The sequence below is a fragment of the Flammeovirgaceae bacterium genome (assembly GCA_015180985.1).
Taxonomy (GTDB): Bacteria; Bacteroidota; Bacteroidia; order Cytophagales; family Cyclobacteriaceae; genus UBA2336.
Window position 1 is genome coordinate 2,998,607 of sequence record CP054185.1, and the last position, 24,469, is coordinate 3,023,075.

Sequence of the window (24,469 nt, forward strand, 5' to 3'; positions counted from 1 at the left end):
GGACTGAAGTAGTCCAAAAAAGATGAATTTCGAAAACACGTTTGGTGAGACTGTTAAGAAGCTAAGAGAGGACAAAAACCTCACTCTCAAAGAAGTAGCTAAGCACTTAAAAATTGATACTTCAATGCTTGGCAAAATCGAAAAGAATAGCCGAAAGCCAACAAAGAAGCTCATTGAGCGAATTTCAAAACTCTTTGATGTAAGTGAGAAGGACTTAACCATTGCTTTTCTCAGCGATACGGTTGCTTCCCAAATTCTATATGAAAACGAATTCACCTCAGAGGTTCTAAAAGCCGCTGAGAAAAAAGTTAAATATATGAAGGCCAAAAAGACATCTTTGAAATGAAGCTAATCTCTGAGGCATCGGCTGAAAAACTAAGAGGCGGTTTTTATACCCCTGAAAAGATTGCTGAATTTGTACTCCGCTGGGGAATCAATGGAAGTACTACATCCGACATATTAGAGCCAAGTTGTGGCGATGGTATTTTCTTAGAGCAGCTTCATAAAAATAAGCTAAAATATAAATCTATAACAGCTGTTGAGTTAGATGAAGTTGAGGCAGAAAAGGCAAATTCAATTCCCCTTAAGAATCGACAAATAATCAATGCGGACTTTCACACTTATTGCAATAGCACCAACAAACGTTTTGATTTAATTGTTGGTAATCCACCTTACATACGTTATCAGTTTTTTGACAGAAAGCAACAAGTAGAAGCTGAGGATATTTTTATCAAAGCTGGTTTGACCTATTCAAAACTCACAAATGCTTGGGTATCGTTTGTTGTTGGGTCTTCTCTTTTACTTAAAGAGGAAGGCGGAAAAATTGGTTTTGTCCTTCCAGCAGAAATATTGCAAGTTTCATTTGCTCAGCAGTTGAGACAGTTTATAGCTCACTACTATAACAAAATCAATATTATTTCTTTTGAGAAGTTGGTATTTCCCAACATTCAACAAGAGGTAGTTTTGTTGTTATGTGAAAAAAATAACACTAAAGACCATCTCATTGAACACATTGAATTAAAGGACGCTGACAGTTTAGCATCCCTTGATGTTGCGAGGTTAAAGAGTCCGAAAAAGAGAATAGACTTTAAGTCTAATAAATGGACTTTTTATTTTTTAGAGCAAGAAGAGATTGACTTCTTGGAGGATATAGCAACAAGTAGAAACGTTCCAATACTTGGCAAGTTTGCTAATGTTGAGGTTGGAATTACGACAGGTTCAAATGACTTTTTCACGGTTCCGCTTTCGACAATTGAGGAGTATGACCTTGAGGACTATGCGAGGCCAATGGTTGGAAGGAGTGTTCAGGTCAACAGCGTTATTTTCACAGAAAAAGATTGGGAGAAGAATAGATTGTCTGAGGCCAAAGCTCACTTATTGGTTTTTCCTGAACGTAAAAATCTGAACAAAAGAAATGGAGCTGTAAAATATATTGCTTTCGGAGAGAGCAAAGAAATTCACAAAGGTTACAAAACAGGAATTCGAGATGATTGGTTTGTAGTTCCTTCGTTAAAAATCTCTGACGCTTTATTTATTCGGAGAAGCAATCTCTATCCACGCTTAATCATTAATCAAGCTAAAGCATACACGACAGACACAATGCACAGAGTCTTTCTGAAGACAGGCACAAATATCAAGGCACTAACAGCAAGCTATTATAATTCACTTTCACTGGCATTTACTGAGGTCTCTGGTAGAAGTCATGGAGGTGGAGTTCTCGAACTTATGCCGAATGAAGCAGAACGCGTTTTACTTCCGTACCATAAAGACAACTCATCTTTACTTCCTACAATTGACAAACTGATAAGGAGTAAAACGGACATTGATGACGTGCTAAAGATTACAAATCAAGTTATCCTTAAAGAGCACTATGGCTTTACTCAAAAAGAGATAAAATTGGCTCACAATATTTGGAAGAAATTATCGTACAGACGATTGAATCGAGGAAAGTAATTATTCAAAACCGCACACACATTACCTTGGCCGCACATACAGCCCGCATCCAAAGCCAGTCAATAAGTGTGCTCAGTTTAGTGTAAGCTGACAGTGTAGTCAACGAAAAATGCCCCACCGCACGGCTGACAATTAAGAGTGGTGTAACATTAACGGGGACAAAAGACAAGGCTACGAATGAAGTGCGGAGAAGGGCCCTACAGCTACCAACAAAATGCTTGTGCAATGGCCTGGTTCGGTGTCCTCATTACTTTCGGTTTCTTTATTTAAATTTATCAGTGGGACAGGTCGCAACTGGTCAGCCCTTGTCAGCCGCTGAGGCGGCTTTAACAAGGCTTCCTATTCCGGCCACTGCACAAGCACAAACGTTGCCGCCAATACGCAAAAAGACCTATAAATAAAATTCTACAGACATGAAATTTATTACAAGACTATTTCTCCTGACAATAACTCTGTTAATGAGTTGCTCAGACGATGAAACTTTTGAGACAAAGACTAATCTTTTGGTTGGTGTATTCTGGTTTAACCCCGAAATAATTGGGACATCACCAAGTGGGTATATAGTAGCATCACCATTAGTTTTTAATAGAGACAAGAGCGCCAGTGTTGGTGCAAACAGAGCAAGATGGAGGTTTATTGAAAATGGAAACTCTATACAATTAACATATTTATATACAAATTATTCAGACAAGTACGAAATTATAAATCTCTCAGACACCGAATTTCACTTTAAGCATTACAGCAGTTCAGGACAATTTCTGATTGAACTAAAATATGACAGGTGTCATAAGGGAGCGTTAGACCCTTGCCTTTAAAAAATTTTTAGGCAGTTTTACCGACATAGACCGACCAACCCGATAACGTTTTGTAAAAGTGGAGCCAGACGCGTCCAAAACTAGTTTTCGGTGGACTTCTTATCAGAAGTCCAAAATAAAGTAACGGTGGACGCGTACTGGCGGCAACACCAGGTTTATGCCAGCTGCGGGTGACAGGTGGAATTGTAGTTTGGTTTCACTAACTTCGTTTCGCACACCCGGGACAAATACGGCTTCGAAAACCGCAGCCGTCATAAACCCAAAACGTTACCAGCCATTATAAAAGACGACACAGCTAAAAACGAAAAACAGAAAATATGAATTATACAGACAGGATATTTCCGACAAACAAAGGACTAACAACTTACCTTGACGAGTTGATAGCCAAGAATTATCAAATCCCGACATTTCAGCGTGACGTAGTTTGGGAACAAGAAAACGTAAAAAAACTTTGGGACAGTATTTACAAGTTTTATCCTTTGGGTAGTATCCTGATTTGGAAAACAGATTTAAAACTTCAAAACCATAGACAAATAGGTGGACACCAAATAACGGACACAAATTTCAGTCGGACTGAATATCAATACATACTTGACGGACAGCAAAGAACGACTTCGCTTCTTACTTCTTTATATGGTGGCAGCATTGAAGGACGACCAGGATTTAATCCATTGCTTTATGTTGACTTAACTGTTCCCATTGACAGCGATACAGATGATGAAAGCTACCGTAACCGCTTTTTGTTCTGGACAGAAATTGACGACCGCAACGGAGAAATTAGACCAAACATTGGCAAAAAGAAAAGATTTGACGAAGGTTTGATTGTGAAATTGATTGACATTAAAAACAACTTCACAACTGTTCAAACAAGCGTATTTAACAGCGATACAGTTAACAAAGATTTTAACCACCCAATTTTAGCAGAACTTTCAAAAATTAAGGGCGTTCTTGACAACTATCGAATTTCATTTATTGAAGTTAAAGGCATTCAAGTTTCAGAAGTTTGCCAAATATTTGAAAGAATAAATCAAGCAGGCAAACCACTTAACATTTTTGATATAGTAGTTGCAAAAACATTCAAACCTGCAACACAACAGACAGCGACCACGCCAGCCGACAATGGATTTTACCTTCGTGACTTGATTGATAATTTTAGAAGTCACAACAACAGCGAGTTTTTAAAAATCAGCGACCTTGATTATCTGCAAATATTAGCAGTCATTATCAATCACAATGTTCCAAATAGCGGAGTGAGAAATATCACAGACCGTTACCTAAACGAAATTAAAACTGAACATATTTTGGCGGTTTGGGAAGAAACAAAAAAGGCAATGCTTAAAACATTCGACTTTTTTGAAAATCACTTACACATAAAAACTCCTTACCTAATTCCCTTCCGCTATTTTTATTTCACGATTACCGCATACTTCTATAAAAACAGTTCGCCTGACTATGGCTTACTCAAAAAGTATTTCTGGTTTAACAGCTTTCACAATGATGACTTGTTAAGCAACACAACTCAATTAGGTCAACACATTGAGTTCTTGAATAAAGGAAAAGCTAACGAGCCAGTTGTGTTTGACAGGTTCTTAATTGATAAGCAAAAACTCCGCACCGCAACTTACAGCTCAAAAGGGCGAATGAGTAGAGCAGTTTTGGCTTTATATTCAAGTGCTCAACCAAAAGATTGGGAACATTGCGACAGAGAAGTATTAGTTCAAAACTTCTTCTTCTCGACAGACAAACCAAACTTGCACCACATTTTTCCGACCAATTCAGAGTATGTGCTGAATAATCAGCATAAAAACAAAATTACAAGCGACAGTTTGATGAACATTGCTTATCTAACTCAGATAACAAACCTTGACATTACAAACAGAAATCCGCTTGAGTATATGAAGGACTATGACAAACCGGAATTTGAAGCAATAATGCCTTCACACTTACTTTCAAGCGACATTTTAGATTGGGCAAGAAATGGAACATTACCCGACAATGCAATTGACCAGTTTATAGAAAGTAGAGTAAACAACATTTTAACTGACTTAAAAACAAAATTAAGCGGACTGACATTTGACGAAATGGACACAATGGAAATTAAAGAAGCTGTGACGACAGAACAAGAATAACGGCTGGTAACAGCAGTTTGGCGTAATGGCGGGTGACGTGCTACTATGACAATTTAGTGCTAACCCAAAGTGCAGTTCTTCAATTGAACATTTGTGCTAAAAATCCGCCACTACGCCAAGCTGCCAAACGTTGCCGGCAAGCCATTAAAGTGACATGAGAATCATAAACTACTTGTTGATTTTACAACTTTGTACAATCTTCTCTTGTACTACTGAGACTGACTACAGATTTCAGATAAAAAATACGACAAGGTTTAACCTAGATAAAATTCAACTAAATGGACGGGAAGGAATTATTGTCAACGTTGGACCTTATGGAATCAGTGACACTTTTGTAATCGCTAGACAAAATAGTCTTGCAAACATTTTTAGTGAACCTCAAATGGTAATCACCGTATTGGAATTCTCAGATTCAGTTTCAAAGTACGACAACCATATAGGTGAAGTAATCAGTATTAGTAAACTCAAACCAGATGAAGTAAACATCTTGACATTTAGACTAGACAAAAGGACGACATATATAACCAAAAAATTTACTATTCACACAACAGACTGACAAACATAAGCATGACGGACAGACAAAATGGCCAGCCGGCAACACCGGGTTTGTTTAATGGCGGGCGACACAGTCGCCCGTAGTGTCAGCAAGTTTATTTATATTCGTGTAGGCGGACAAATCCTCCGGATTTATCCGCCACTAAACAAACCCAAAACGTTGTGTGCCATTGGCTTTTGGACAGATGAGATACCTAACAACAATATTGATTTTGACATTTCTCGCCTCGTGTAACCGCGGACAAGATTTGCAAGAAGAGAAGTTTAAGACAGCCGTTGCCAATCTTCGACAAGTCGGACTCTTTGAGAACTTCAAAGACTTGGACGATGAACAATTGACGACATTACTAATTGAGAAAGCCCAACAGAAGTACAAGGTTGACGGTTATGATGAGTTCAATGAAATATTTGATCCAAAGTATAACGCGGACTTCTTTGATCTTCACGTAGCAGAGTTGGACGAGACAAGAGTGTGGTGGGGAGATTTGGAGGCTGACGTTCTAAACGGAAATAATGTTTACGCAATGACAGTTGAAAAATTTGGAAAGCTATCAGGTGGTTATTTAAATACAGACAGGATTAAAGAGGAATGGACATCTGACGAAGGACCTGTTAAGGTTTCGTTCTGGGACAGTGATACATTACGAGTCTTCAACTTAAAATTTCATGACGACTGGTACGACACCGACTTCTTCAAATACTTAGAATCATCAATGAAGAACAATGGTTCGCCTTATCAACTTTATATGCACCACCAGACAGGACAAGACGTTTTTGTAATTCGACTGACGGAGGACGAAAAAGATAAGGTTGAAAAGAAGATGAACTGGAAATTAGTGAAGTTCTAAAGCCAACGGCACACAACAAAATGCATAATCAATGGCGGGGTTCGGTATAAATTTGTAGTTTTAGTTTTCAAACAACGTTCGGTGTCGTGGGACAAGTCGCGGCAGGTCGGTCTTAGCATTCCGCTTCGCTACATTGCTAAGCCCTCCTAAACCCGCCACTGCTTATGCACTCACGTTGGCGCCAATACGCGGGACAAGAAATCAATGAGGACGTTATTAGTAAGTTGGGTTTTTAGTTTGGTCGCGGTGACAGTGAGTGGACAACTTAAGTCTACGAAGTACGGACTCGACATGATGCTAGGCGATGCTTCGAAAGAGCAGCTGATAAGTGACATTAGGTTTGAAGACGGGACTGACGACACCGTTGGCGTAGTACGTTTTGACCACGTGGGACCGAACCTTTACCCACTCTTAGTTTCTTCCAAATTACCGGTACCGACAGACTCATTGGGGCTATTGTCTTTCAAGCTCCATCCTGACACACTACGAAAGCTTCTTTGGACGATTGACAACGTTAATCCCAAACTAAAAACAAGAAACATGGACGGCATCTTAGTTCGTGTGACTTACAGAATCCAAGGACGACTGGAGCAATACTATGTGACGAACCAAAAGATCACGACCGGCTTTTTTATGATCATTGAGAAGCGATTGATTTCTAACAATGACAAAGACGCCTTAGACAAATTTTATCATTTTGTTTCACGGACCGGACTTTTGACATCAGACTACGGAAAGAGAAAATGGAAATACATGAACTAAGCGTACTGGCGCCAACAATATGTATGTGACCATTGCCGGGTTTAGGTTCAAACAAATAGCTATCTTCGCAAGCACGTTCTGTCACGGTGGACAATGTCGGAGCAGGTCGCCAAAATCATTCCCTACGGTCATTCATTTTGGCTCCTAGTCCGGCAACGGCACATACACAGACGTTGTGCGCAAGCTGGCTGGACAAAATATTCGTATGAAATCGAAATTTATATTGACGTTTCTTCTTCTAGTACAATGCGGACAAATTTACGCATGTAAATGCGGTGGTACTGGGACAATAAGGGAATCCTTGAATTCCGCTGACGGTGTGATATTTGGTAAAGTTGTAAAAAAAGAATTGGTCTCTTTTGCAGAAACACTAAAAGCCGATAAAGCAAATTCTATCCGAGATAACATTAAAAATGAAAAACGACAGGCTCAATCATTTGATTACAAACAGATTATTAAGGTTGACATTCAAGTGATAGAATTTTTCAAGGGTCAAATAACAAGTGACACTGTGACAATTTTCACGAGTGAGGGAGGGGCTTCCTGTGGTTTTGACTTTGAATTAAACAAAGAGTACATAGTATACGGTACTATAAAAGGTCACACTTATTCCTTTTTCCTCAATGAATCAGAAAAGCTTGATAATATCGAAAAAGAAAACTGCTACTGGACAAATAGGTGTACCCGGACAAAAGAATTCAGCAAAACCGAAATAGACGGACTAAAAGAATTAAAAAAATGAGATGGTTAGCCAGCCAGCGCACAACACCAGGTTTGGTCAATGGCGGGGTGACGAGTATGTAAAAAGTTTTATCTTCGCTACAACGTTTGCCCACTGCGGACAGTGACGACCTTGTCGGCCTTAGCATTCCGCGATGCTCCATTGCTAAGGCCTCCTAAGCCCGCCACTGCCCAAACCCAAACGTTGGTAGCAATAGGGCCCGGACAAATTTGTGTTTCAAAAAAACGGACGACAATTTTTAAACAAAGTTTTCTCACGTGGACAAGTGAACGGCTTCGCAGACAACTTGGTCTTGGAAAATTAATACGTGGGACAGACTAAAAATTAATGCAGCCGACCCTTCGCATTTTTGAGAAGATTGTGCTTCGACTTGCCCCCCGCATTTGGCACATGCCATAGCTGCACAAACCCACCGCGACTCCAAAGCTATGGCAAGAGCCAAACCAGTCCGCGTGACCCAGATATTTAATTAAAGTGAACCCAAACTTAACCCGCCAGAACCACCAGAAAAGTCGATTATTTTATTAAATTTGGCCAAATCCTTTGAACAGATGGAAAAAATTAGATTCATAGACTTGTTTTGTGGAATTGGCGGATTTAGAGTTGCAATGGATGAAGCATGCCGTGAGAATGATTTGATACCTGAGTGTGTTTTTTCGTCTGACATTGACACATATTGCCAAGACAGTTATGAGGCAAATTTCGGCCATCGTCCATCTGGCGACATAACTAAAGTTGACGAAAAAGATATACCAGACCACGATATTTTATTTGCAGGTTTCCCATGCCAACCTTTCAGCATAATAGGTCAAATGCAAGGATTCAATGATATCAGAGGAACACTTTTTTTTGATATTGTTAGAATTATAAAGCACAAAAAACCGAAAGCCTTTGTTCTTGAAAATGTAAAACAACTCGTTGGTCACGATGGAGGTAAAACTTTGAAGACCATTATAAATACTCTTCAAAAAAAATTAGGCTATCATGTTCAATATGCAGTCCTAAATGCGCTCGACTATGGCCTTCCGCAAAAAAGAGAAAGGGTTATAATTGTAGGGCACCGAGACCCGATTCTTTTTAGCTACCCATCACCAATAAGACCTTTCAAACCTCTGTCTCAAATTTTAGAAAGAAAGGTTGATAAAAAACACTATGCTTCGGACTACATTGTTGAAAAGCGGAAGCAAAAGCATAAGTCAGCTTATAAACTTTCGATATGGCATGAGAATAAAGCAGGCAACATTTGTTCTTATCCATACTCATGTGCTTTGCGAGCCGGAGCATCTTACAATTATTTACTTGTAAACGGTGAAAGACGGCTAACACCAAGGGAAATGTTTAGACTACAAGGTTTTCCCGATACATACAAAATTGTAGTTAATGATGGTCAAGCAAGAAAACAAGCTGGTAATGCAGTTCCAGTCAATCTAGTGAAAGCAGTAATCTTAAAGCTATTACCATATGTTGCAACCTCACTTGATATGACATCTGTTTTAAGAGAATACGAAGTAAGTTATAATAAAGGTTAATGGATAAAAACTCACCCAAACTAAGGACTGTTAATAAATCTGTTCCTCCCTTTCTTCTAAACGATTTTCCAAAAGATTTTCCTTACAAAGTAGGTGAACAGCTTATCTATATTTTAGCAACAAGAGGAGCAACAGATATTGAAGGCAAAGAATGGGAACAAATATTTGCAAATTCAATTGGAGCAAAATGGAAACCCTCTGTTGTTGGGCTAGATGACATTGCGTTAGGTAATACAGCTTGGGGAGCAAAATCAGTAAAATTCAAAAAGCCATCTAAGAGGAAATCCATCCGATTAATTAGTGGAAGAAACGACTTAATAAATTCTTACGACTATAATGTTCAACCGGGGAAACTTCCAAATGAGCATGGTGAATTAGTTCTGAATATTTATAATGAAAGGGTCTCAAAAATGAGAGAAACCTATAAACATTTGAGAACTGTTGTCTTGATACGCTCCGAAGACCTAATTGAAAATGTAATTTTTGAAATTGACACAATTAGATACGACCCGGAGCTATATTACTGGGAGTGGAAAGGTAAAAACCTGTACGGGTTTAATAAAAAAACCAAAGACCAAAAATTTACGTGGCAATCAGGAGGACAGCAATTCACTATTTTTGAGGACGTGCCAGAAGACAGTTTAATCATTAGAGTAAAGAGACCGACCTTAATACCTAAAGACTTTATTCTTTCAAAAATTGGGTTTGATAGTTCTTGGATTAATGTAATAAAATATACTTCTCCAAGTCCGAAAAAGGAATCAGCCAAAGGTAAGAAGTCATCTTAATACTTAATCATCTTAATTGTGGACACGTTCTCAAAAGAAGAACGAACTAAAATAATGCGACAAGTAAAAAGCAGTCGCAATAAGTCAACGGAACTCGCGCTAATACATTTTTTCAAACAAAATAAAATTATTGGCTGGAGAAGAAATTACAAACTTTTAGGAAAACCTGATTTTACATTCCCAACAAAACACATCACAGTATTTGTTGACGGCTGTTTTTGGCATGGCCACAACTGCAGAAACACAAAGCCAAGCAATGACAAGGAATACTGGGATAAAAAAATTAAAAGGAATAAAGAGCGAGACAAAGATGTAAGTAAGGCTTTGACGACTAAAGGTTGGAAAGTCTATCGCATTTGGGAATGTGAGCTAAGAAAATCAAAAAAGTTGAGAAACCTGAGTTTACATTTGCAGAGATAGGTCAAAGAAATCGCACACACATTGCCTGGCCGCACTTACAGCCCACATCCAAAGCCAGTCAATAAGTGTGCTCAGTACAGCGTAAACGGAGAATGACGTCAATGAAAAATGCCCCACCGCACGACTAAATGATAAAGTGACGTGTAACATTAGCGGGGACGAAAGACAAGGCTACGAATGAAGTTCGTAGAAGGGCCCTACAGCTACCAACAAAATGTTTATGCAATGCGGGGGTTTAGTGTAGGTATTAAAAGTAATTTCTTAATTTAGATCGGTGTCGGGGGACAGAGACGTGCAGGTCGGGCAAAACATTTCGCTGCGCTACATTTTTTTGCCCTCCTATTCCCCGCACTGCATAAACACAAACGTTAGTGGCAACCGTGCGACCGACAGTTCAACAGTTAACGAGAGTAACAATTAGACACTGAATGACTGTCCCTTTTGCGTTCTTTATATGTTGACTTTGACTTAGGTTGTAAGAGTTGTGCTTTTAACCTCAGTTCGGTTTCGGGGGACAGTAATTCATTGTCTTACGGACTTGGTTGACGGCAGGACAATCAATCACACGACAGCAACTAACGTTCGTAAAATCGTGTTTACATTTACAACAAACTAACAAAAAAATATGCTGACAGAAATAAATCCAAAATTACCAATGCGTGACAAAGCCGTAACGAAAGACTATTACATAAATAGTTTAGGTTTTCAACTTTGGGGCGACAATGACTTTGATGGTTATTTAATGGTTCACAAAGACAACATTCAAATTCACTTTTTTGAGTTTAAAGACCTTAACCCAACAGAAAACTACGGACAGGTTTATATTAGAACAAACGACATTGATAAACTTTACCAAACAATTTTGGACAACAAAGTTTTAATTCACCCAAATGGACATTTAGAAACAAAACCTTGGAGACAAAGAGAGTTTTCATTGCTTGACCCGGACAACAACCTACTAACTTTTGGACAGAGCATAAAATGAGAAACAAAAATTTGCATAAAGCGACAAGAACGGCAGCCACTAACATCGGTTTTGCGTCAGGCGGGGTGACGTGCTTCTATTGACAATTTTGTGTATAATTGAAGTGCGGTTCTTCGTATCGAGTGTAGTGCTAAAAAGCCCGCCCGAACGCAAAGCCGAAAAACGTTAGGCAACATTGTAAAAAGACAGGACAAAAATGATAAGAACAATTTTAATATTCATTATTTCGACAGTTTTCTTTTCTTGCTCAAAAGAAAAGCGATCAGACAAAGCAGCGGAAAAAATGCAGGACTTTGTTATTGCCATTTCTAATTACGCAAGAGGATATGACCCAGACTTTATAGTTATTCCTCAAAATGGAATTGAACTATGTTTTAATAATATTGCCCCAAATGACGGACAAAACTCATCTTATATGAGTTCAATAAACGGAATTGGCGTTGAAGAACTTTTTTACAATGGCACTTATGCGTTAGATGGTGAACGACTTTCTATGCTTCAACAACTAAAAACATCGAAAAAAATAATGGTATCCGAATTCGTTTCTGACAACAATTATACCTCAGACGCTTTTCTCAGAAATTATAATGAAGGGTTTATATGCTTTACAAGGAGTAGCGACAATTATCATTATAAACAAATCCCTGACAGCATTCCTTATGAAAACACCTCCAACATTACAAATCTATCACTTGCACAAAATCATTTATATCTTATCAGCACAGACAATTACTCATCGAAGCAAGAAATGATTAGCGCCATTTCAGCAACAAATTTTGATGTAGTCCTAATTGACCTGTTCTTTGAGGGGACAGAATTTACATTGTCTGAAATAAATCAATTAAAAACAAAAGCAAATGGCGGACAAAGACTTGTAATTTCTTACATAAATATTGGCTCAGCAGAAAAATTTCGATACTACTGGAAAAAAGGTTGGGGACTACATCACCCGCTTTGGCTCAAAAGAAAGTATAACGGTTATGAAGATGAGTTTTGGGTTAAGTTTTGGAAAAAAGATTGGCAGGACATCATTTATGGCAATGACAAGTCGTATATGAAAAAAATATTGAATGCAGGTTTTGACGGTGCTTATCTTGACAATGTTGAGGCATATTATTTTTTATACTACAAGGACTAAACAACGATTGCCTAACAGCACCTTTGCGTTATGGCGGGGAAAGTGGGTATATAAACAGTAGTGCAATTAATAAACATTGTGCGTTTAGACAGGTTATCGCATCTAATCCGCCACAACGCAAAGCTGCAAAACGTTATAGGGCATTGTAAAACGACACGAATAAAAAGAAATAAATGGCAAAGACAACATTTTGGGACGTTATAGAAAAGACGATTGAAAAAGTCGGGACACCACTTTCCGCAAAGGAAATTTGGGACAAGGCAAATGAACTGGGAACGCTTGGTGACTTTTCAACAACTGGCAAGACACCCTGGGCGACAATAGCAGCATATTGCTACACAGACATTAACAACAATGCCGACAACTCGACTGTAATTCAGACAAGTGAGCGACCTGCACAATTCTTTTTAAGACGACTTGCAAGCCAAATAGACTTACAAAAAGTTCAAAAGCAGAAAGACACAGAAATCGCAAAAAAGGAAAAAATAGAGACTAAGAAATTTAATGAAGGTAACGACTAAGCAACTGTGTAAAGGCCCGATTCGGCCTTGCTGAAAGGGGATGTGGAATGTACCACTTTCAGCCGAATCGGTTGCATTTAAAGACTTAACTTTAAACACAGTTACCATGGAAAATCAAGAACAACACCCACTACTCAAAGAGATGCTCACCCCTGAGTTTCTCAAGCAATTTAAGAATTCGAAAGACCTCAACAGCTTTATCGATGAACTTTTCAAAAAGGGCATGGAGCAAATGCTGGAAGGTGAACTCGATGGCCATTTGGGCTATGCCAAACATTCACCAGAAGGGATTAACTCCGGGAACTCACGGAACGGAAAAACCCGTAAGACCATCAAGACCACGCGAGGTGAACTACAGATAGAAGTACCTCGGGATCGGAACAGCACGTTTGAGCCCGTCCTGGTTCCCAAGCGCAGCCGGTTCGTAGAAGGCATCGAAGAAATTATCATCTCCTTATATGCCCGGGGTATGAGCGTACGCGACATTGAAATACAAATCCGGGAAATCTATGGTGTGAATGTTTCGGATGCCACTATTTCCAACGTTACCTCGCGGGTACATACGTTGGTAACGGAGTGGCAAAGCAGGCCTCTTTCATCGGTGTACTTTGTGGTGTGGATGGATGGGATCGTATTCAAAGTCCGGCAGAATGGGAAGGTGATCAACAAAACCATTTACCTGGCCGTAGGCCTTAATGCTCAGGGGTTTAAGGAAGTATTGGGCATGTGGCTGGGTGAAAGCGAAAGTGCTTCATTCTGGATAAGTGTACTTACTGATTTAAAAAGCCGTGGCGTGGAAGATATTCTCATCACCAGCACCGATAATCTGAAGGGCTTCACCGATGCAATCACCAGCGTGTTTACCCAATCGGTAACCCAGATTTGTGTAGTTCATCAGATCAGAAATGCGCTTCGCTACGTTGTCTGGAAAGACAAGAAACAATTTGTAGCCGATTTGAAGACTGTTTACGGAGCACCAAACAAAGAGCTGGCTGCTCAAGCCTTAGAGCAGCTTGAAGTAACATGGGGCAAAAAATATCCGCATGCTATCAAGTCGTGGAAAACGAATTGGGATAACCTCACGCACTTCTTCGATTATCCGATCGAAATCCGAACGCTGATCTATACCACGAACATTATCGAAAATCTCAACGGAAAAATCCGCAAGTATACCAACAACAAACTTTCGTTCCCTGACGACCAGGCGGTGGTGAAAGCGGTGTACCTGGCTTTACGGGAGATCACCAAAAAATGGACCTTGCCCGTGAGAAACTGGCCACTAATCGTAAATCAATTTTTAACTATCTTCGAAGGCAGATGCAAAATATAAAACCTTTACGCAGTTGCTTAGTCGTTACCCAGCACTTACACACTTAATTAGGCAGTGTCTTAATGAAAGAGACCTTCATTCCTTATTAGTTGCTTATGCTTTTGGTGACAGCCATTTCAAAGCCAACCTTAAGACAGTCTTTCACGAGAACTCTTCCAAAGCTACCAAAGGACAAAACGAGTGGTTACATCCTGACCTAGTTGGCGTTTATTTCCCATTTCGTGACTACAAATCAGAAACGCTTGAAATCCAAAACCATTTGTCAATAACCTCAATAAAGTTGTTTTCTTTTGAGTTAAAGGTTTCTTTGAACTTCGGCAACTTACGCCAATCATACTTTCAAGCCGTTTCAAATTCAAGTTGGGCAAATGAAGGTTACTTAGTGACACTTAACATAGATGACGACCCGACTTTTAAAGATGAAGTAAGACGACTTAACAATGCATTTGGAATAGGAATTATTAAACTAAATCCAGAGAACATATTTGAGAGTGAAATACTTTTCCCTTCAAGAATAAATCAAGAAATAGATTGGGACACAGTAAACCGACTTGCAAACGAAAATTCTGACTTCAATGACTTTTTGAAATTGATAACTGAAGACTGTAAACTTGGGAAAGTAAAAAGTCAATATGACAAGGTTTTAAAAATGGACGAACTAACAAAATATATAAAGGACAAAGGAATAAACAACGCCCTATAACAGCCGTTTGCCACAATGGGGGCTGACGTGGTTAAATCAAGTTCAGTGCTTCTATCAACATTTGTGCTTGGTTGACAGTGAAGTGCTCCGAAATCCCCCACTGCGGCAAGCGGCCAACCGTTAGCGCCAATGCCTTTAAAAAAGAGTTAGTTTTACTGACAATGACTCGTTGGACAGATAAACAAAAAATAACGGTTGACAGAAAAGTGAATAATTCGGGACTTCAAATTAAGAGCGGGGTAACAACAATAAAGTTTTTTTCCACCGCGCACCACGCGCCAAGCAAGAGTGTGGCAGTAGCTGCCGACACACAAGCCCACGCGCACGCTACTCCCACACACTTGCTTTCCCCATCTCTTTAGGACATCAAAATAAGACCATGACAAAAATTAAGTTAGCCATCACTGATGACCATGAGAAATTCCGAAAAGCTATTATTAGGACAATTCACCTCGAAGAAGACATTGAAGTAATAATAGAGGCTGAAAACGGTGCTGATTTACTTGAACAACTTAAAATCAAAACTCCCGATATTGTTCTGATGGATATACGGATGCCAGTCATGAATGGCGTTGAAGCAACTGATGAAATTAAAGAGCATTATCCCCATCTCAAGGTTATTGCCTATTCGCAATACGATCTGGAGAGTAACATAATTGAAATGTACGCTCATGGCGTAAAAAGTTTTATTGGTAAAGAGGACGAGCCGGAAGAACTTTTTAAAGCTATCAGACTAGTTTATGACGGTGGCGCTTATTTGACAAGTCGTTCTGCTCAGATCGTTCAGAATTATCTTAAAAATGTATCCATCAAAAAGAAATGCCCTTACAGATTAACTGAATTGGAAAAGAAACTTATAAAGGGTATTTCGAATGGTCTTACAAGTACTCAACTTGCCGAAAAAATCCATAAAAGCCATCGAACTGTCGAAAAGTACATCGCAGGAATATATAAGAAATTCAGTGTGAGTAATAAAGTTCAATTGATAAAGGTCGTGGTAGAGTGGGATATGAAAGATTGGTGACCTTATTTTAATTTACTTTAACTATGTGAGTGAAAAAAGCGTAGTTCTACGATAAAAATTTGGGTAGAATTACGATTGCAGGTTTCGTTTATTGTAAATATGATTGCGCAGTTCTTTGCAAAGACAACCTGAGCTGAACAGATTTTCGGCAACCGCTTGCCAGTCGGATACTGGCAATTACTAAACTATTTTATTCTTATGAAAGAATTGTCTTCTGAAAAAATGCAAAACCTTCAAGGTGAAGGTTGGTTTGCTTGTGCTGCTATGGTAGGCTGGGGCATTTTAGCCGTTGGAACAACTGTAGCTGTAACTGCAGGCGGTCCTATAACTTGGGGTGGTGCTGGTCTTATTGTGGGAGAAGTTGCTGCCATGATGGATTCAGCAGATTCCTGTGTTAACTAAAACCAGCGTTACAAGAAAGGGTCTGAATTATTTCAGACCCTTTATTTACTAATTTGAGGAATATGGCTAACCTTTTTTTTATTTTATACATTATACTAATTGCAGTTGGTGCAATTTCCAATTTTTTTGGTGGTAGTGAGCAAAATGAAGGCTATCAAGTAGCACTAATTGTGACATTTCACTACGGGGCGATTCTGATGTATATTTTAAGCCAAATCAATAACGCAAAAGTTCGAACGCTAATCGTTCCGAAATATTTTTATTGCTTTGCTATATCATATAAGGAATTTACCCTTAATGTCTTTTCAAATTTAATTTTGATGAGAACTGCAATTATTCCTCTATTGCTTTCTCCAATCTTTCTTCTTATCTCAAGATTTTCTTTTTCCAAAATATTGTCGATTTCCATTGTCTTATATTTAATGACCGCATATACGTTGTTTGTTGTATTTATATTATTTCACCTTTGGACAATCAAAAAAAATAAATTAAACTTTAATTACTTACTAATATTGACATTTGCTGTTCCATTTTACTTTGCTGACAAATTTGATAACCCCTTAGCTTTGGCAGTAAATCCTATTGGCACTTTCATTAGTGCGCCACTTTTTGCAAACAGTAATATCTTACCATATGTACTGATTATACAAGTTTTATTCGTGTCATCGTTGACATTTTTAATTTTTAAAAGAGTTCTTAAGGAATGGCCAGTCTATTGACACTACTTGCCTTTTATGCTAGGTATTGGCAAAAGGAAGCAAAGATATTTAACGGACTGATTCAAGTCCATGCCATAATTCTTGGATTCAATTTTCTGTACCCTAAGCTCGCAGCTCTAACTATTCCTATTATAGTTTTGTTTTTAATGCAGGTCTTTTATCATGATTGGGAGTTGAGGAATGATTTCTATAATATTTTTCGGATTAGGCCAATTGATAGGCACTACATTAAGATTCTGTTAACCGACATATTAATATTGACTTTTGTCTTTCATCTCCAAGTAAAAAACACTCTTTCCTTACCTACAGATCATATGTTGCTTGCAATATTTTATTGCTCGTTACTTTTTGCATTAGCTCACTCTATCGACAAGAAAGCATGGAGCATCGTTGTCTATATTTTAGCGTGTTCTATTTCAGTATTATTAACTAAAACAGAATTGGATATAAAATTCCATCTACTGTTTATATCTGGTTTAATTTTTACAAACGTGATTTATTATAGGGTTCAAACAAGAAAATATCAATGATAGAGGTAAAAAAGGTAAGCAAACGGTATTTGTTCAGTAAAAGCAGCGCCCTTGAGGGTTTAAGCTTTAAAATCGATCGCTTTGATAATTGTGCTTTAGTGGGGAACAATGGTTGTGGTAAAACAACGATAATTAAAATACTATGTAATCTGATAGGCTATGACTCGGGTGACATATTCATAAAAAGTAATAGGCTTACCACTAATTTCGTCTCTTACAAGAAAGATTGGGGTATTGTGTTAAGTAAACCATATTTTATAGAAGAGTTTGGCGTGTTAGAATATCTCGGCTTTGTAGCCAAATTTCAAAAGGTTGAAAATCAAATTATCAAATCAAGAATTGATGATTTGATCCAATTGCTATCGCTAGAAGATCATCAGAACAAGAGGATTAAAGATCTCTCTTCTGGGAATCAAATGAAAGTGACTTTGGCATCAATCCTTATTCATAATCCTGAATTTTTAATTCTCGATGAACCATTTGTGAATCTTGATATTTCCACAACTGAAAGATTTATGGCAATTCTAAAATCATTCAGAGGTAAGAAAACAACGATGATAACTTCTCATAACCTTGAAATAATAACTGAGCTAAGCGATAGAATTTATATCATGGACAAAGGTCGCATCGTCTCTGAATTGGAAAATAAGTCATTCGGGCAGTCTGAAGAACTGAAAAAGAGGATTAAAGATCAACTTAAACAAGAGGATAAAATAATAAACGCTGATTGGTTAATATGAGAAGCTTTCGTTTTAGTGAAGTCAACAAGACTTATCTTTTTCTCTTGTTTATACTTCTATTGGTCTTGATATCATTGATTTCAGATACATTTATTTATTCAGAAAATTTGTATTACGAATATTTTAAGGATCGATTGACTTATGATCAAGTAACTGAAATTCTCCAATTTAAAAGTGACTGGTTCTTTCTCGATTACATTATTATACCAATTGTTTATTTGCTAAAGTTCTTCATTCTTTCCATGTGGCTTCTGACCGGTATAATTTTATTTGGTTATAAGGCTTCATTCAGAAGGGTTTTTCACGCATGCATACTTGCTGAGTTTGTACTAATAATTCCGTCCATAATTGGATTGATTTGGTTTGGGCTTGTGGTAAAGGATTATACTATATCAGATGTTCAAGAATTTCATCCATTGTCGGTGCTGAGTTTATTTGAAGCAAATGACTTGGAATCATGGATTATATACCCACTTCAATCACTTAGTTTGTTTCAACTTGGTTATTCATTAGCGCTGGCATACGGCATTAAATATGCTATAGATAAACCTTATGGGCAATCATTGTCATTGACTCTACCAGTATACGCAAGTGGAATTTTTATTTGGCTTATTTTTATTACGTTTCTTTCAATAAGTTATATGCCATGAACACGAAGCGTATTATTAGATTCATCGCAATTCTGTCTTTCATAGCACTATCGCTTTTCTGGATAATGCGGAGTGTTAGTAATCTAAAACAAAAGGAAAAAGCTCTCCATAATAAAAAAGAGTTGTCCCGCATTATGGGCTCCTTAAGTGAAGCTTCAAGTCATGCGACTGAGCTTAATTATGAGAAACCCACGCTGGTTTTATACTTTAATTCAGAATGTGAATATTGCCAAGAAGAATTTGCGGAATTAGAGAGTAATATTTCAGGTACAGAAGACCTACAGATTTGTGCCGTTTCTTATCAAACGATAAATGAGATTGAGTCTTTTGCTATGAAATATAGACTTCTCGGGAGGCCTAATTTCTTTTTATTTCAAATTAGACCTGATCAAGTTGTATCAACATTTGGAAAAGCTAATGTGCCCCAGATTTTTGTTTATAAAAACAATTCACTGGTAAACGAATACAAAGGCAAAACAGAACTGAAAGCAATATTGAGAGCTTTGAATGATGAATTATAAAAAAATCAAAAGGACCTTTGTAAGGCAGCACGGACAATCTGATTGCGGAATTTCATGCCTGGCATCAATATTAAAATTTCATGGTGGCTTCGCCACTTTAGACTATCTACGACAAATAAGCGGGACAACCAAATTTGGCACAAGCATGATTGGCCTCAAGGAAGCTTCTGAATCGGTTGGGTTTCAGGCAAAGGGTTTAGAAGCAACTTCCGTGGATAACCTAAAAGAATTGGCTCAGCCAGCAATATTGCATGTTTTACTTCATGGCAAGTTTCAGCACTACGTAGTATATTATGGATTTAAAGGAGAAGATATAATAATTGGCGACCCTCAGAGTGGTATTGAAACATGGTCAAAGAGTAAACTTGATGACATGTGGCAATCAAAAGCATTAATAAAATTAACTCCGACTGACCAAATTGAGAAAAGACGACATCAAGAAAAGAGTCTCCGATGGTTCTTAACTATTCTTAAAGAAGATTTGAACATTTTATCGTCTTCGCTGTTTCTCGGAATTCTTATAGCACTCTTTTCAATATCAACAGCAATATTTAGCCAACAGCTAATTGACACAATACTCCCAGAAAAAAACCTATTCAAACTTACATTGGGTCTCTCCTTGTTTGCGTTGATCCTCTTTATCAAAACAGGTTTGGGTTACGTCAGAGGATTATTTCTTATCACACAAGGCAGAGAGTTCAATAAACGTTTGATCAAACAATTTTACAATGCTCTTCTGTTTCTCCCAAAGCAATTTTTCGATTCAAAGAAAACTGGTGAATTGGTATCGAGAATGAACGATACCAACAGAATTCAAACCGTCATAGGTAATATGGTTGGGAATATTCTTGTTGAGTTATTCTTAACAATAGTGTCTGTCATTGCTATTTTTATCTATAATAGCGAATTGGGTTTTATCGTACTAACATTTATCCCATTTAGCGCGCTATTTCTTTTCTTCTTTACAAAATCCATAACATCTAATCAAAAGGAAGTTATGGTATTACAAGCTGCAAATGAAAGCAACTACATTGATTCAATTACTGGAATTTCTGAAATCAAATCGTTGAATAAGCAGTCCTTCTTTTCAGAGGTTACATCCATTATTTATGAAAATTTTCAAAATAGAATATTGCAGCTTGGGAAAATTAAGATACGATTTGGTCTTTTTCTTGAGCTTGTCAGTATCTTAATTACAGTCATATCTATTGGATATGCTTCACTACTAATTTTTCACGATAAACTTAAAATAGGTGAATTAGTAGCAGTAATTTCTTTAGTAGGAACAATAGTTCCAGCGTTAACAAGAACCGCTAGCTTTTATGTTCAGGTACAGGAAGCCAAAGTTGCATTTGATCGGATGAAAGAATTTACATCTCTGCAACCGGAAAATAATAATGGCAAGCGCGATAACCTAAGCTTCGGAGAAAGCTTAATAATCAAGAATCTTAGTTTCAATTATCCTGGTAATCCCGCTCTTTTACATAATATTTCATTATCCATTAACCCTCAGAATCTAACTGTGTTGTTGGGAGAGAGTGGTTCTGGAAAAAGCACATTGATACAATTGATTCAAAGATTTTATCTGCCGCAATCTGGAAAAATCTGCTATGGAGATTGTAACATATTAGACATTGAGTTATATGCGTACAGAGGCAAGCTTGGAGTTGTTTCACAACATACCAAATTGTTTAATAATTTCTTATTATTCAATATTGCACTCTCAGACGATCCAATTGAACTAGAAAACGCAAAGTCGTGGTGTGAGGCAAATGGGTTCGGTAATTACTTCAAAAATTTTCCAAGAGGCTATATGACTTTGCTGGGTGAGGAGGGTATCAATATCTCAGGAGGGCAAAGACAGTTGGTTGCGTTTGCGAGGGCTCTTTACCATAACCCAAGTCTCTTAATAGTTGACGAAGGCACCTCTGCAATGGATAAAAATACTGAGAATTTTATTCTTGAACTGCTTCATATTAAGAAGAAGGAATTAGCGATTTTAATGGTGACACATAAAATTAAATCAGCTCTAAGGGCCGATGTGGTTTATATTTTAGAAAAAGGGAGTATAGTTCAAAACGGTCATCCCAGAGAGTTGATAAAAAGCGATAATTTCTTTAGTGAATCATATCGTGAACTTCAATATCATTTATAACATTGACAGGGTCTTTTTCCAAACTGAAATGATTACTTTTGACAGCTATGACTTTTTTACTTTATTTCTTTTCGAAAGCAAGAAAAAATTTTGATAAGCGTCCGGGTGCAGGCATGAGGGGTGTTAAGGTTGTTTTATGGATGCTTTTTACAATTGCCGTTCTTTATTTTGTCATTTATCTTATAGCGTTTTCGCAAGTAGCATAAGTGTTAAGTATAAGCTTTACCTCTCTGATCACTTGACCCTATAAGAAAAATTACCGTCCCCTAAATTCCGCCACACACATTAAGCAAGCCGCACATGCGACACTCAATCCAAAGCTTACTTAAAGAGTGTAGCTGGTTATCCCAAGTGGACAAAGTTGTATATAATACTCCTACGCTTCAAAAAACTTTATTGTTGTTTGAGAGTTTCAAAAATAAAAGTGGACAAAGGAATATGACTTCAAAATAGATTGGGAACAAAGGCACATGGCGCTAACAAAATGCTTGTGCAATGGCCGGGTTCAGAGTCGGTATTAAGTTTCGGTTTCATTAGTTACATTTATCACGGTGGACAGGTCGCAACTGGTCAGGCTTAACATTCCGCTACGCTACATTTTTAAGCCTTTCTATTCCGGCCACTGCACAAGCACAAACGTTGCCAACAATTTGCGGACGACAAATAAGACTACGCAGACTGTTGACCGTTTGACGACAACGACTCGTTTCCGCTGACAACGTTTGTAGAATTAACAACTAAGGTGTCGTGCGACAGCACGACATTTTTTTTATCCGCGCGACAGCGCGAAGTTTTGAAAACTGACGACAAATCGACTCCGGTCGACAATGAATACTTAAATATGGCCATTTTGCTTCGTGACTTCCATTCCGGTCGACACGAAACGGTCGACACCAACGTGACGGACGAAGCAAACTGTTGGCAACAACAAGTTTGTGCAACGGCTGTTTGACGACTAATATTTTCATTATTTTTACTCTACAAAGTTTAGTCACGTGGGAGAAAGACTGTTTCACTAACAGCCGATGCACAAACTCAAACGTTGGCAGTAATAGGGCCCGGACAATTTGGTCATCTAACGGCTGACACCAGTAACAAAGATTTCCCACGAGTGAATGGCTTCGAGTCAACTTGGACTTTAAGAAATTTAAAACGTGGGACAAATTAAAAAGTAATACAGCCGGCCCTTCGCATTTTTAAGAAGATTATGCTTCGACTTGCCCCGCACATTTGGCACATGCCATAGCCGCGCAAACCCATCGCGACACCAAAGCTATGGCAAGAGCCAAATTTGCTAACGCGCCCACTTAATACTATGAATACTTTTCGCATCTGCTATCTTGGCGATAAATCAGAAAATTTCAACGTATAGGACTTGTAGAAAATTTATGCTTTTATTAATTTCAAAACGTCCGGAGTATCTCTCAATCCTAAAAAAGGTACACAACCAAATTACCGGTTTAGGTGTCAAAGTAGGAGGTAGGCATTATGCTGAGAGTCTTTTCAACCATATTAATCATTGTGATTCTTGGTCTTTTCAGCTGTGAAAATGACGATAATCTAATATTTCCGAAGTGCCCACCATATGATATTGTCCCCACCTCTCCATATGACGACCCAATATGGCATCCAAATGGACAACTTATTGGATTCAACCACAGGCCTATCAAAGAAATACAATATACTAATGGGTATGAGTGCCCTCGTCAGGCAATCTATATTTATAAAGAAGACTCTGTAGGATTTTGGTTGATCAATTCCGATGGAACTGGTAAACGAAGAGCACTGCCGTTTTTTTTGCATAACCCCGACTGGAGCCCTGACGGAAACTGGATAGCATTTATGAACGGAGCACAAATTTTCAAAATGCCATTTGACGGAGCAAATTTCGATACAACGGCTATTGAGCAGCTCACATTTGAGGGCCGGAATTTCTTTCCAGCATGGAGTCCCGATGGGGAATTTATTGCTTATGACAATACCAATTGCGGAAGCGCCTCAACCCCCATACCCCCCAATAGTTGTGGTGTATTGATAATGGGTGCCGATGGAAGTAACAAAAGATTTGTAGGAAAAGGGCGAGTTCCTTATTGGAGGGATGATAGCAATTATTTATTTACATACGGAACGAGGTATAACATACATCAAGCCACATCAGAAATCTTTTTTGACCCCAAAGAAAACAATATTTCCTTTTACCCACGTGTAAGATTCAACCCGCAGGGTACAAAAATTGCGTTTATCGGCAACTACACAAATACCTCTACTCAATTCGCTAAGCTCTTCACAATTACACCGGACGGTTCTGATTTGAAGACAGTAAGTAATAACAACATAATGAATTTCTCATGGGCGCCAGACGGAAGGATTGTGTACCTGAATTTTGATTATATGAGAATAGATAACGAAAAGGGCACTCTTTGGATAATGGACGCTAACGGAAAAAATCAATTTCAACTAACCCGAAATAATTTTATAATGAGTTATTAACACCTTTAACCCTAAACGCC

General features: G+C 38.1%; 21 protein-coding genes. All 21 read left to right on the top strand.

Annotation, left to right across the window (positions count from 1 at the left end; genetic code table 11):
* Positions 1-22 precede the first annotated feature (22 nt).
* The 21 genes from HRU69_13750 to HRU69_13850 all read left to right on the top strand — a co-directional run bounded on the left by HRU69_13750 (position 23) and on the right by HRU69_13850 (position 24,449).
* Positions 23-346: a helix-turn-helix transcriptional regulator gene (locus tag HRU69_13750; protein QOI98491.1), complete on the top strand. Its 324-nt coding sequence runs from the start codon at positions 23-25 to the stop codon at positions 344-346.
* Positions 343-1,953: a class I SAM-dependent methyltransferase gene (locus HRU69_13755; protein QOI98492.1), complete on the top strand. Its 1,611-nt coding sequence runs from the start codon at positions 343-345 to the stop codon at positions 1,951-1,953. The genes HRU69_13750 and HRU69_13755 overlap by 4 nt, the downstream gene beginning before the upstream one ends.
* A gap of 1,132 nt (positions 1,954-3,085) precedes the next feature.
* Entirely contained in the window at positions 3,086-4,897 is a 1,812-nt protein-coding gene (locus tag HRU69_13760; protein ID QOI98493.1) for a DUF262 domain-containing protein, read from the top strand.
* Between the two features lie 803 nt (positions 4,898-5,700).
* Positions 5,701-6,300, top strand: coding sequence for a hypothetical protein (locus HRU69_13765; GenBank protein QOI98494.1), 600 nt, complete (start codon positions 5,701-5,703; stop codon positions 6,298-6,300).
* A gap of 967 nt (positions 6,301-7,267) precedes the next feature.
* Positions 7,268-7,804, top strand: coding sequence for a hypothetical protein (locus HRU69_13770; protein ID QOI98495.1), 537 nt, complete (start codon positions 7,268-7,270; stop codon positions 7,802-7,804).
* Positions 7,805-8,355: 551 nt separating this feature from the next.
* Positions 8,356-9,333, top strand: coding sequence for a DNA (cytosine-5-)-methyltransferase (gene dcm / locus HRU69_13775; protein ID QOI98496.1), 978 nt, complete (start codon positions 8,356-8,358; stop codon positions 9,331-9,333).
* Complete coding sequence (locus tag HRU69_13780; GenBank protein ID QOI98497.1) at positions 9,333-10,121, top strand: hypothetical protein; 789 nt, start codon at positions 9,333-9,335, stop codon at positions 10,119-10,121. Before dcm ends, HRU69_13780 begins: the two co-directional genes overlap by 1 nt.
* A 15-nt stretch (positions 10,122-10,136) precedes the next feature.
* The gene (vsr, locus tag HRU69_13785; GenBank protein ID QOI98937.1) at positions 10,137-10,541 is read left to right on the top strand and encodes a DNA mismatch endonuclease Vsr; all 405 of its coding nucleotides are present in this window, start codon (positions 10,137-10,139) and stop codon (positions 10,539-10,541) included.
* Positions 10,542-11,166: 625 nt separating this feature from the next.
* Complete coding sequence (locus HRU69_13790; protein QOI98498.1) at positions 11,167-11,526, top strand: VOC family protein; 360 nt, start codon at positions 11,167-11,169, stop codon at positions 11,524-11,526.
* Between the two features lie 196 nt (positions 11,527-11,722).
* A complete protein-coding gene (locus HRU69_13795) occupies positions 11,723-12,664 on the top strand; it encodes an endo alpha-1,4 polygalactosaminidase (protein ID QOI98499.1) in 942 nt (313 codons plus the stop codon).
* Positions 12,665-12,837: 173 nt separating this feature from the next.
* Positions 12,838-13,185: a hypothetical protein gene (locus HRU69_13800; GenBank protein ID QOI98500.1), complete on the top strand. Its 348-nt coding sequence runs from the start codon at positions 12,838-12,840 to the stop codon at positions 13,183-13,185.
* Between the two features lie 142 nt (positions 13,186-13,327).
* Positions 13,328-14,515: an IS256 family transposase gene (locus HRU69_13805; protein ID QOI98938.1), complete on the top strand. Its 1,188-nt coding sequence runs from the start codon at positions 13,328-13,330 to the stop codon at positions 14,513-14,515.
* 13 nt (positions 14,516-14,528) lie between these two features.
* Entirely contained in the window at positions 14,529-15,218 is a 690-nt protein-coding gene (locus tag HRU69_13810) for a hypothetical protein (GenBank protein QOI98501.1), read from the top strand.
* Between the two features lie 379 nt (positions 15,219-15,597).
* Positions 15,598-16,242 (top strand): response regulator transcription factor, encoded by a 645-nt coding sequence (locus HRU69_13815; protein QOI98502.1) that lies wholly within the window; start codon positions 15,598-15,600, stop codon positions 16,240-16,242.
* A gap of 198 nt (positions 16,243-16,440) precedes the next feature.
* A complete protein-coding gene (locus HRU69_13820; GenBank protein QOI98503.1) occupies positions 16,441-16,644 on the top strand; it encodes a hypothetical protein in 204 nt (67 codons plus the stop codon).
* 62 nt (positions 16,645-16,706) lie between these two features.
* Entirely contained in the window at positions 16,707-17,363 is a 657-nt protein-coding gene (locus HRU69_13825; protein QOI98504.1) for a hypothetical protein, read from the top strand.
* A gap of 526 nt (positions 17,364-17,889) precedes the next feature.
* Positions 17,890-18,633, top strand: a complete 744-nt coding sequence (locus tag HRU69_13830; protein ID QOI98505.1) for an ABC transporter ATP-binding protein — start codon at positions 17,890-17,892, stop codon at positions 18,631-18,633.
* A gap of 242 nt (positions 18,634-18,875) precedes the next feature.
* On the top strand, positions 18,876-19,283 hold the full coding sequence (locus HRU69_13835; protein QOI98506.1) for a hypothetical protein: 408 nt from the start codon (positions 18,876-18,878) through the stop codon (positions 19,281-19,283).
* On the top strand, positions 19,280-19,804 hold the full coding sequence (locus HRU69_13840; protein ID QOI98507.1) for a redoxin domain-containing protein: 525 nt from the start codon (positions 19,280-19,282) through the stop codon (positions 19,802-19,804). Before HRU69_13835 ends, HRU69_13840 begins: the two co-directional genes overlap by 4 nt.
* Positions 19,791-21,959 carry a peptidase domain-containing ABC transporter gene (locus tag HRU69_13845; GenBank protein QOI98508.1) on the top strand — a complete coding sequence of 723 codons (2,169 nt, stop codon included), beginning with the start codon at positions 19,791-19,793 and terminating at the stop codon, positions 21,957-21,959. The genes HRU69_13840 and HRU69_13845 overlap by 14 nt, the downstream gene beginning before the upstream one ends.
* 1,488 nt (positions 21,960-23,447) lie before the next feature.
* The gene (locus HRU69_13850) at positions 23,448-24,449 is read left to right on the top strand and encodes a PD40 domain-containing protein (GenBank protein QOI98509.1); all 1,002 of its coding nucleotides are present in this window, start codon (positions 23,448-23,450) and stop codon (positions 24,447-24,449) included.
* Positions 24,450-24,469: the final 20 nt, after the last annotated feature.